This window comes from Halochromatium sp. (assembly GCF_054919635.1).
This window is the reverse complement of record NZ_JBUDPI010000137.1, coordinates 1-8,900: the sequence shown is the minus strand read 5'-3', so window position 1 is coordinate 8,900 and position 8,900 is coordinate 1. Positions and strand designations below refer to the sequence as shown.

Genomic DNA, 8,900 nt, shown 5'->3' with positions numbered 1-8,900 from the left:
CACTTCGGTCTGCCGCGGGCGCTGCTAGAACGAGGCGTCAAGCGTTACGGCTTCCATGGCCTGTCTTACGAGTACATCGTCGAGAAGCTGAGCTATCTCGCGCCCGAGCTGGCCGACGGCCGGGTGGTGGTGGCTCATCTCGGCAGTGGCTGCAGCATGACCGCGATCCGCGAAGGCCGCAGCGTCGAGACCACCATGGGCTTCTCGGCGCTCGACGGTGTACCCATGGGCACCCGCCCGGGCCTGCTGGACCCAGGCGTGCTCCTGTTCCTGATGCGCGAGGACGGGCTCGGCGTCGAGGCCCTGGAGAGGCTCCTCTACAAGCAGTCCGGGCTGCTGGGACTCTCTGGGGTCAGCAATGATCTGCGCGAGCTGCATCAAAGCGATGATCCAGGCGCCGCAGAGGCCATCGACTACTTCGTCTACCGCATCGGCCAGACCTTGGGCTCACTCTGTGCCGCCATCGGCGGCCTGGATGCGCTGGTGTTTACCGCCGGCGTTGGTGAGAACGATGCGGAGATTCGAGCGCGTGTCTGCGCCGATGCGGCCTGGCTCGGCATTGAGATCGACCCGGACGCCAATGCCGCCAAAGAGCGCTGCATCAGCGCAGCAGACCGAAGGCCCTCGGTCTGGGTCATCCCGACCGACGAGGAGCGGATGATCGCCCGACACACGCTGCGCATTGTCAGCAACGCCTGAGGTTGCAGCCCGGTCCTCGCGTTGAACGCACCCATCACCAAGACCACCCGGACACCAAAACCACCCGGACACCAAAACCACCCGGCCACCAAGACCACCCGGCCACCAAGACCACTCGGCACAGGCGCCTGATCGCATCAGCCAGTCCACCACAAGCTTCCCGCTGTCATTGGGAAGGGGAGAGTCAGATGTTCGATTTCACGAAGTTGTTCCCGCAAACGGACGCGCGCAACGCGCTGACCGACTGGACCCAGGCCTGGAGCGCACTCGGCTCTACCGTCGGCAGCAGCCGTGCTAGCGGTCAAGGCCAGGAGGATGACTATCTCCAATACGGCCGGAATCTGCAGTTCATCCTGCAGACCCATGGCAAGCAAGCGATGGAGCATGCACAGCAGACCACGAAGGCCAATCTCGAGGCCTGGCAGAAGGTGGCCGACAGCCTGATGACCCCGACGATGGCGCAGCACTGGTGGGCGTATGCGACCGATAGTGCGCAGCGTGCGGTGCTCTTCGCCGACGCCATGCGCGAACGCGGCAACCATTTCGTCGAGCACGAGGAGGGCAGCAACAAGACCGTGCTGAGCTGGGACCACGAGGTCGTCGTCGATGGCACCGAGCTGCCGCGGCCGGTCAACTACTCCCTGGTGCGCATCATCCCGCCCGAGGCTGTGAGCGTGCGTGAGGATGGCCGACCCTATATCATCATCGACCCGCGCGCCGGTCACGGTTCTGGCATCGGCGGCTTTAAGCACGAAAGTGAGGTCGGTGCGGCGATCCACGGCGGCCATCCGACCTACTTCGTCACCTTCACCCGCCTGCCGATGCCGGGCCAGACGCTCGCAGACGTCACCGCAGCCGAGGCCGACTTCGTGCGCGAGGTGCGCCGGCTCCATCCCCACTCGCCCAAGCCCGTCATCATCGGCAACTGTCAGGGTGGGTGGGCCTCGATGCTGCTTGCGGCCACCAATCCCGACATCACTGGCCCGGTGGTCGCCAACGGCGCGCCGCTGTCGTACTGGGCTGGGCAGAAGGGCAAGAATCCGATGCGCTACCTCGGCGGCCTGGTCGGCGGCGCCACCTCGGTGCGCATGCTCTCCGATTTGGGCAACGGACAGTTCGATGGCTCCAACCTGGTGTTCAACTTCGAGCGCCTGAGCCCCAGCAACACCTGGTGGGAGAAGTACTACAACCTCTGGGACCATATAGACACCGAGGTCCCACGCTTCGTCGGCTTCGAGCGCTGGTGGGGCAGCTTCTACTACATGACGCCCGAGGAGATCGCCTGGATCGTCGAGAACCTCTTCGTCGGTAACCGCCTCGGCCGTGGCAAGGCCAACCTCAGCGAGCGCACCCACGTGGATCTGCGCGAGGTGAACTCGCCGATCATCATCTTCGCCTCCCACGGCGACAACATCACGCCGCCGCAACAGGCGCTCGGCTGGGTCGCCGATCTCTACACCGGCGTCGACGAGATCAAGGCGCGCGGTCAGCGCATCCTCTACGCCCTGCACCCGAGCGTCGGCCATCTCGGCATCTTCGTCTCCTCATCGGTGGCCAAGAAGGAGCACGGGGAGATCGTCTCAACACTCAAGGCCATCGAGGCGCTGTCGCCGGGGCTCTATGAGATGGTCATCACCGAGGAGCGAGGCGAGGGCGTTGAGAAGAGCTTCCAGGTCGCCTTCGCCGAGCGGACCATCGAGCAGATGATGGAGCAGTGCGGCGGCGACGATTCGGACAAGCCGTTCGCGACCGTGGCCCGCTTCTCGGAGCTCGGCACCGAGGTCTATGACCTGGCGATTCGGCCTTTTGTGCAGAGCATGACTAACCAGGCCTCGGCCGAGTTCATGGCCAACACCAACCCGATGCGGCTGCAGCGTTGGCTGGCGAGCGATCGCAATCCGGCCATGCAGCCGGTCAAGGCGCTTGCCGAGCAGGTGCGCGAGGATCGCCAGGCGACGCCGGACGACACCCCAGTCCGTCAGTGGGAGCGCTTCAACGCCCATCTGGTGACCCAGATGTGGGATGGCGTGCGCGATCTGCAGAACGCCATGATCGAGTGGAACTTCCATCTGCTTTGGGCCGCGCCGCCCGTGCAGGCCCTCGGCGAGCGCCTTGGCACCACCGTTGCCCAATCCGAGCCGCGCGAAGACCTGCGCACCCTGACCCAGGTGCAGGACGCGCTCGATCGCATCGATCTTGGCGGCTTTGCCGACGGCGTGGTGCGGATGCTGATCTTCCTGGCGCACTCGCGCAAGGAGGTCCGCCGCTCGCGGCTGGAGCGCTCCAATCAGATGTTGCTCAGCACCGAGCCTTTCGCAAGCATGAAGCCCAAACACCGCACTCGCATGATCCACAAGGAGACGCTGATCGTCGGCTACGAGCCCGAGGCGGCCATGGCGGCACTGCCGAAGCTGCTCGCCAGCGCGGAGGATCGCGAGCGCGCCTTGGCCCTGTGTGAGCAGATCGCCGGCCCGCGCGAGGAGATGAGTCGCGAGACGCTGGACATGATGAACCGGCTCGCGCTGGCGCTCGAGGCCGCGCCTCTAACCAGCGATGATCCAGCGACCGCAACGCGCAAGGCCGCTTGAGCGATGCGAGCTCGACCGGTGACAGGGCGATGACGATGAAGGCGGAGGCGGCGATGCCGGAGCCGCTGCGCGACTGGCTGCAGGAGGTGCAGGCGGCGAAGCAGGTCGCCCGCGCCCATGGCTATCGACGCACGGTGACCAACACACGGGAATCCTGGGATCTGATCACCCGCCGCTTCGTCACCGAGATACCGCCGATCGAATGGATTCTCGACGAGATCATCCCGGGTCCGGATTATCGCGTTCCGGCCCGGGTCTACGATCCCCAGCCCGAGGAGGCGTTGCCGGTGGCCTTGTTCGTCCATGGCGGCGGCCATGTCTCCGGCAGCGTGAGTCTCTATGACCCGATCGCGCGCAAGCTGGCGCTCGCCAGTTCGCACATCATCGTCGCGATCGACTACCGCCTGGCCCCGGAGTGCCCCTATCCGGCGCAGCTCAAAGACACGCTGGCGAGTGCCAAGCGCGTGTTTCCGTTACTCGATCGTCTCGGCCTTCGCTACAAGCCGAGGCTGTCATTGATTGGCGACAGCGGTGGTGGTGCGCTCTGTGCCACCGTGGCCCACCTTTCCCAGTTCGAGCCAGGACTCGAGCTTGCGGCTCAGGCACTGATCTACCCCAGTCTGGACTACAGCCTGTCACAGCCATCGGTCCATGAGAACGCGGAGGGCTATCTGCTCGAGCGCGACCGCGTCCAATGGATGTTCGACGCCTATCTGCAGAATGCCGAAAACCGCCGCGCTGTCTCACCGCTGTTCATGGAGCTGACATCGGACTTTCCGCCGACGCTGGTTATCACCGCGGGATTCTGCCCGCTGCGCGACGAGGGTCAGGTCTATGCGGAGCGGCTGAACAAGCAAGGCATACCCGTCGAGGCGATCAACTTTCCGGGCATGGTGCACGGCTTCTTGAACCTGGAGCGCCTTGTTCCTGATGCCAGTGCGCAGGCCTACGCGTATGTCGGGCGATTCCTGACCGAGACGGCGTTTGCTAAGGAGCCCCCCTTGTCACGGACGACTGCTTCCGGCTCAAGGTCTTTACGTTAGGGCCAGCATAAACGGGCCTGCTTGAGCAGGGTTGCGGCGCTGATCAGGCTAGTCATCAGCGCTGCAACGAGCTCTGCATCAAGCCTGCTCAGACATACAGCGGCGCCATGCGTCGCCAGTAGTAGCCGCTATGAGCGCGGTCATCCCATTCGTGCAGGGCATGCCAGACGCCTTTTTCCCAGAGGATACGGCTGATGTGACGATTGTTGTCGAGGAACGGGTCCTCGCGCCCGATCACGAAAACGATATCCATCCGCCGCAGGGCCTCCAGACGCCAACCATCGAGACCCGGCAGGTACTGCGCTGGCGAGTGAAAGTAGATCAGGTCGTTGCGATAGCCATCGAGCAGATCACGGAAGCACTCGACATTCAGGGTGGGATCATAACGCCCGGAGAAGGCGCTCAGCTTCCGGAACAGGTGCGGATGCCGAAAGGCGAGATTGGCCGCATGGAAGGCGCCAAAACTCAGACCATGGGCGATGGTGCAAGGATGGTTATTCTTGCTCGCCATCATCGGCAACACCTCGTTGAGGATGTAGTCCTCGAAGGCCTGATGGCGCCGGATGCGGCCCTCCGGATGTGCCCAATGACAGTAGAAGCTCTCCCAGTCGATGCTATCGACGCAGTAGAGCTGCAGCTGCCCGGCCTCAAGCTTGTGCCTGAGCGCGTCGGTCATGCGCAGCTGCTCGTATTCGTAGAAGCGTCCATCGCGGGTCGGAAAGACCAGAACCTTGGCGCCAGCGTGGCCGAATACCAAGAGCTCCATGTCGCGACCAAGGTGGGGGCTATGCCAGCGGTGGTACTCGCGATTCATCGCCGCAAAAAAACCTCGTCAAGGCGTCCAGCAGGTTGTGCTCCTGGGCGATTCGCGCCGGATTCTCGGCATGGCCGGTGGCCAACACGAATAGCTGCTTGGGGCCTGCAAGCGCGTTATAGATGGCGAACTGGGTCGGCGGCGCGACAGAGGGATCAAACAACGCTGCCGCGACCAGCATCGGCTGCCGGATAAACCTCGCCGCCGAGCCCGCATCGTAGTACGCCAAGGTTTCCAGGACGTGACCATGTGTCTGTTCAAAACGCTGCTGAGATGCCGCTGATCCGATCGTCGGCAGCTGCAGGCGCAGCGGCTGATGGCCAAAGGTCGGCACATTGAGATGCCCACGGGCGATGCGCTCGTCCCAGGGCAGCGCGAGTGCCCCGATGCCACCGCCGAAACTGATGCCCATGTAGCTGATCGGGCCAGCTCTGGCAGGAAGCCGGGACCGCAGAGCGGTCACACCGATCCAGAGATCCTGGGCACAACCACCGATGATGTAGCGATCGGGCTTGTCGATGTCGTGCAGGACATGCCAGCTCGGGTCGTCGGAGATCGGCGCGTGATGGCTGCGACCGATGCCGCGGAAACAGGGCACCAGATAGACCGCATCCGCGCAGGGTAGCGGGAAATCTGGTTGCACGATGCCGCCGTAGCCATGACCGACGACAAAGCCCTGCCGAGGCCGACCATGCTCGGGCTCGAGCAGCCAACCGCCGATGGTGATCCCATCCGTTGAGCGATACCGGCAGTCCCAAACGCGCATCCCCGGGCGTTGGTAGGCGGAAGGCTCCAGTGCCAAGACGGGGTCGACCCCTAACGCCTGGCGATATTTGAGCGTCCAAAAGTCGGCGAAATCCTCCGGCGCCTGTGGCGGTAGGACCGCCAGGAGTCCGTCGAGGCCATAGCCGTAGGTTGGATCGAGGGAAGCAAAATCTGTCATACGCGGATGGTCCCAGGTCAGTCGCTAGCCTGGTCATCCTCGCTGAAGTTGGGCTTGATCTGTTAGCCCCCAGCTCGTTTTCGATTGATTGATGCGTTGACCCTGGCTAGCGCGGACGCACCGAGCAGTCAACGGCGCGAATCTCGCTGCGCTCGAAGACCGGCTCGAGCTCGGCATCGGCACCCAAGGGGTCGTTGGCGCTGACCAAGACCCCGACGATCACCACTTCACCGGCATTGCCATCCGGCAGCTCGATCTTGAGGGCGTTATTGCCCGCTTGCGGGGTGCCACCGTGCGCACTGAAGGTGGCGATATTCAGCGAGATCTCGACACCTTCTTCGGAGTCGGTGATCGCTGATCCGTGCACCGAGACGCGACGAACGACGTCACTCGTCGGGACTCGGATCATCTGTGCCCCAGTGACGTCCCAGTAGTCCTCGGCGATGGGCCTGAAGATCAGGTCGAGGATCTCGGTCGTTGGCGTCCTGGCGAGCTCGAACTCGAAGCATTGGCGGCAAGGCGACATGGCGAGTCCAAGCGACGAAAACTGGAACAGACAGGGGCGCAGCGGCGAGTCCAACGCAGGCTGAGCACCGCCACGCGACTGTGCCACTGCCGGTAGCAGCAGACCGCCAGTCATGACGAGGGTGACGATGAGACGAGCGGACCATTTCATGGCAAGCCTCCGGCGCAGTGTTGATTGCGAGCTCCTCGACATGCAGCCGAGGTGCCAATGCTTTGAAATGCTGCACAGACAGCTGCGAATAGGTGAGCTGCGCCGGACATCGTGACCCCCATCCTGGCCTCGATCCAGAGATGGCCGCAAGGGGCTAGGCTGCAGGTGGTGCCTTGCGCAGCGAGGCCGCGCAGATTCCTGCCCGATGACGCCCCCCGTCCGACCTGGAGCTCCGGATGGAACAGCGTCATCGTTTGGCAGATCGGCGGTGCGAAATCAACCGCAGCAGGTTGTTTTCCGCCAAAGATTGACGCTGGATACAGCTGAGGGCCGAAGGAAGACTCAGGCGCGCTTGAACGCGATCTGCTGGACGAAGTCGACGCCCTGCGGATCATAGGGGCGCTGCAGGTCACCAAAGCGCTCGACGTTGACGAAGCCGGCATCCTCGAGCAGATGGGTCAGGTAATTCTGACGCAGTGGATACATGTTGAGCTGGAACACCGAGCCGTTCTCGAAGCTGTACTCGAACTTGGCCAGGCGCGGATTCAGCTCGACCGGGCCGACCTTGACGCCCTCGCCGGTGTAGCAGAGCTCATGCTTGGAGTCGTAGCCGTGATCGAGCATGCGGTCGTAGTTACGCTGGTCGATCACGAGCATGCCGCTCGGGCGCAGCACCCGATGGATGGCGCGCAGGGCGTCGCGGCGGTCCTCGTGGTCGAACAGATGGGTGAAGGAGTTGCCGAGGCAAACGATGGCGTCGAACTGCGCGTGGCCGAGGACCTCGTCCAGGTGCAGCCAGTCGGCGACCTTGCTGTCGGCGAAGTGGATGCCGCGGGCGGCGGCATTCTCGCGCGCCTTGGCGAGCATGTTCTCGGAGCCATCGGTGGCGGTGACCTCGAAGCCGGCTTGGGCGAGACCGACGGCGTTGACGCCCGTGCCGGTCGCGATGTCGGCGACCTTGCGGCAACCCTGCGCCTTCAGCAGCCGGGCATAGAAGTGTCCCTCGCGCGCCAGGCGTGCCTCCCAGCCGACCAGGTCATCCCAGTGCTCGGCGAAGGTCGAGGTGTATTGCTGCTGCTGATTGCCTCGGTTGAGATTGAGTACGGCGGACATGGTGGTCTCCTCGCGGTTGCTTGACGCTTGATGCTTGATGAACAGCGACCAGCCTACCGGCCTGGGCGCGAGGGATACAGATGCAGTTGCCGGCGTTCTCGAGTGGTACAGTTCGGCGATGACCAACCTGCTCTACGAAGATACCGCCGCGCGTCTGGCGACGCTGATCGAGCAGGGCACCTTCGCGCCCGGTGCCCGGCTGCCCGGCTTGCGCAAGCTCAGCCGCCAGTTCAGCGTCAGCGTCGGCACCGTGGTCTCGGCCTGCGCGCTGCTCGAGTCGCAGGGTGTGCTGATCGCCCAGCCGCGCTCCGGGCACTATGTCGCCGATCGGCTAAGCGAGGAACCGGCGCGCCCCGAGGTCGGCACGCCGGCGGACGGGCCGGCGCTGATCCAGGGTCAGGAGCGGGTGCTGGCCTTGGTGCAGGCGCACAACGACCCGGCGCTGCTGCCTTTCGGCGCCGCGGTGCCGGATGCCAGCTTTCTGCCGATTGCGGCACTGGAGCGCAGCGCCGCGCGCGTCCGGCGCGCCCAGCGCGGACGGGTCGCCGACTACGACTTCCCGCCCGGTGCGCCGGAGCTGCGGGTGCAGATCGCCCGGCGCATGGCCGAGGCCGGCTGCCAGCTCGGTCCGGACGAGATCGTCGTCACCAGCGGCTGTCAGGAGGCGCTGGTGCTGAGCCTGCGCACCGTCGCGCAGCCGGGCGATGTGATCGCGATCGAGTCGCCGACCTTCTACGGCATCCTGCAGGCGATCGAGTCGCAGGGGATGCGCGCGCTCGAGATCGCGACCGATCCCGAGACCGGGATGTCACCCGAATCCCTCGCGCGCGCCCTGAAGCAGTGGCCGATCGCGGCCTGCGTGATGATGCCGAATTTCGGCAATCCGCTCGGTCATCTGACGCCGGAGCCGCGCAAGGCCGAGCTGGTGAGCCTGCTGCAGACGAGCGGCGTGGCGCTGATCGAGGACGACGTCTACGGCGAGCTGGCGTTCGACCATCAGCGGCCCTGGGCGGCCAAGGCCTAT

8 protein-coding genes are annotated in these 8,900 nt (G+C 64.6%); 4 read left to right on the top strand and 4 right to left on the bottom strand.

All coding sequences use genetic code 11. The features are described 5' to 3' along the window. The 3 genes from ACY693_RS09975 to ACY693_RS09965 form a co-directional block, all read left to right on the top strand. The coding region (locus ACY693_RS09975) for an acetate/propionate family kinase (RefSeq protein ID WP_462321679.1) at positions 1 to 699 on the top strand (699 nt) is incomplete at its 5' end. A 188-nt stretch (positions 700 to 887) separates the two neighbouring features. Then, positions 888 to 3,287, top strand: coding sequence for a DUF3141 domain-containing protein (locus ACY693_RS09970; protein WP_462321678.1), 2,400 nt, complete (start codon positions 888 to 890; stop codon positions 3,285 to 3,287). Between the two features lie 29 nt (positions 3,288 to 3,316). Continuing rightward, the gene (locus ACY693_RS09965; protein WP_462321677.1) at positions 3,317 to 4,330 is read left to right on the top strand and encodes an alpha/beta hydrolase; all 1,014 of its coding nucleotides are present in this window, start codon (positions 3,317 to 3,319) and stop codon (positions 4,328 to 4,330) included. Between the two features lie 88 nt (positions 4,331 to 4,418). Here the strand turns inward: ACY693_RS09965 and ACY693_RS09960 are convergent, their stop codons facing one another. The 4 genes from ACY693_RS09960 to ACY693_RS09945 all read right to left on the bottom strand — a co-directional run bounded on the left by ACY693_RS09960 (position 4,419) and on the right by ACY693_RS09945 (position 7,876). After that, positions 4,419 to 5,144, bottom strand: a complete 726-nt coding sequence (locus tag ACY693_RS09960) for an esterase family protein (RefSeq protein ID WP_462321676.1) — start codon at positions 5,142 to 5,144, stop codon at positions 4,419 to 4,421. After that, positions 5,116 to 6,087, bottom strand: a complete 972-nt coding sequence (locus ACY693_RS09955; RefSeq protein ID WP_462321675.1) for an acetylxylan esterase — start codon at positions 6,085 to 6,087, stop codon at positions 5,116 to 5,118. Before ACY693_RS09955 ends, ACY693_RS09960 begins: the two co-directional genes overlap by 29 nt. A gap of 106 nt (positions 6,088 to 6,193) precedes the next feature. Next, positions 6,194 to 6,763 (bottom strand): hypothetical protein, encoded by a 570-nt coding sequence (locus ACY693_RS09950; RefSeq protein WP_462321674.1) that lies wholly within the window; start codon positions 6,761 to 6,763, stop codon positions 6,194 to 6,196. 342 nt (positions 6,764 to 7,105) lie between these two features. Beyond that, positions 7,106 to 7,876, bottom strand: coding sequence for a class I SAM-dependent methyltransferase (locus ACY693_RS09945; RefSeq protein ID WP_462321673.1), 771 nt, complete (start codon positions 7,874 to 7,876; stop codon positions 7,106 to 7,108). Between the two features lie 118 nt (positions 7,877 to 7,994). Here ACY693_RS09945 and ACY693_RS09940 point away from each other — a divergent pair. Beyond that, positions 7,995 to 8,900, top strand: a 906-nt coding sequence (locus ACY693_RS09940; RefSeq protein WP_462321672.1) for an aminotransferase-like domain-containing protein, incomplete at its 3' end; no start/stop codon positions are given.

Coding starts and splice junctions, on each gene's coding strand:
- ACY693_RS09970 (WP_462321678.1), top strand. CDS start 888: ATGTTCGATTTCACGAAGTTGTTCCCGCAAACGGACGCGCGCAACGCG.
- ACY693_RS09965 (WP_462321677.1), top strand. CDS start 3,317: ATGACGATGAAGGCGGAGGCGGCGATGCCGGAGCCGCTGCGCGACTGG.
- ACY693_RS09960 (WP_462321676.1), bottom strand. CDS start 5,144: ATGAATCGCGAGTACCACCGCTGGCATAGCCCCCACCTTGGTCGCGAC.
- ACY693_RS09955 (WP_462321675.1), bottom strand. CDS start 6,087: ATGACAGATTTTGCTTCCCTCGATCCAACCTACGGCTATGGCCTCGAC.
- ACY693_RS09950 (WP_462321674.1), bottom strand. CDS start 6,763: ATGAAATGGTCCGCTCGTCTCATCGTCACCCTCGTCATGACTGGCGGT.
- ACY693_RS09945 (WP_462321673.1), bottom strand. CDS start 7,876: ATGTCCGCCGTACTCAATCTCAACCGAGGCAATCAGCAGCAGCAATAC.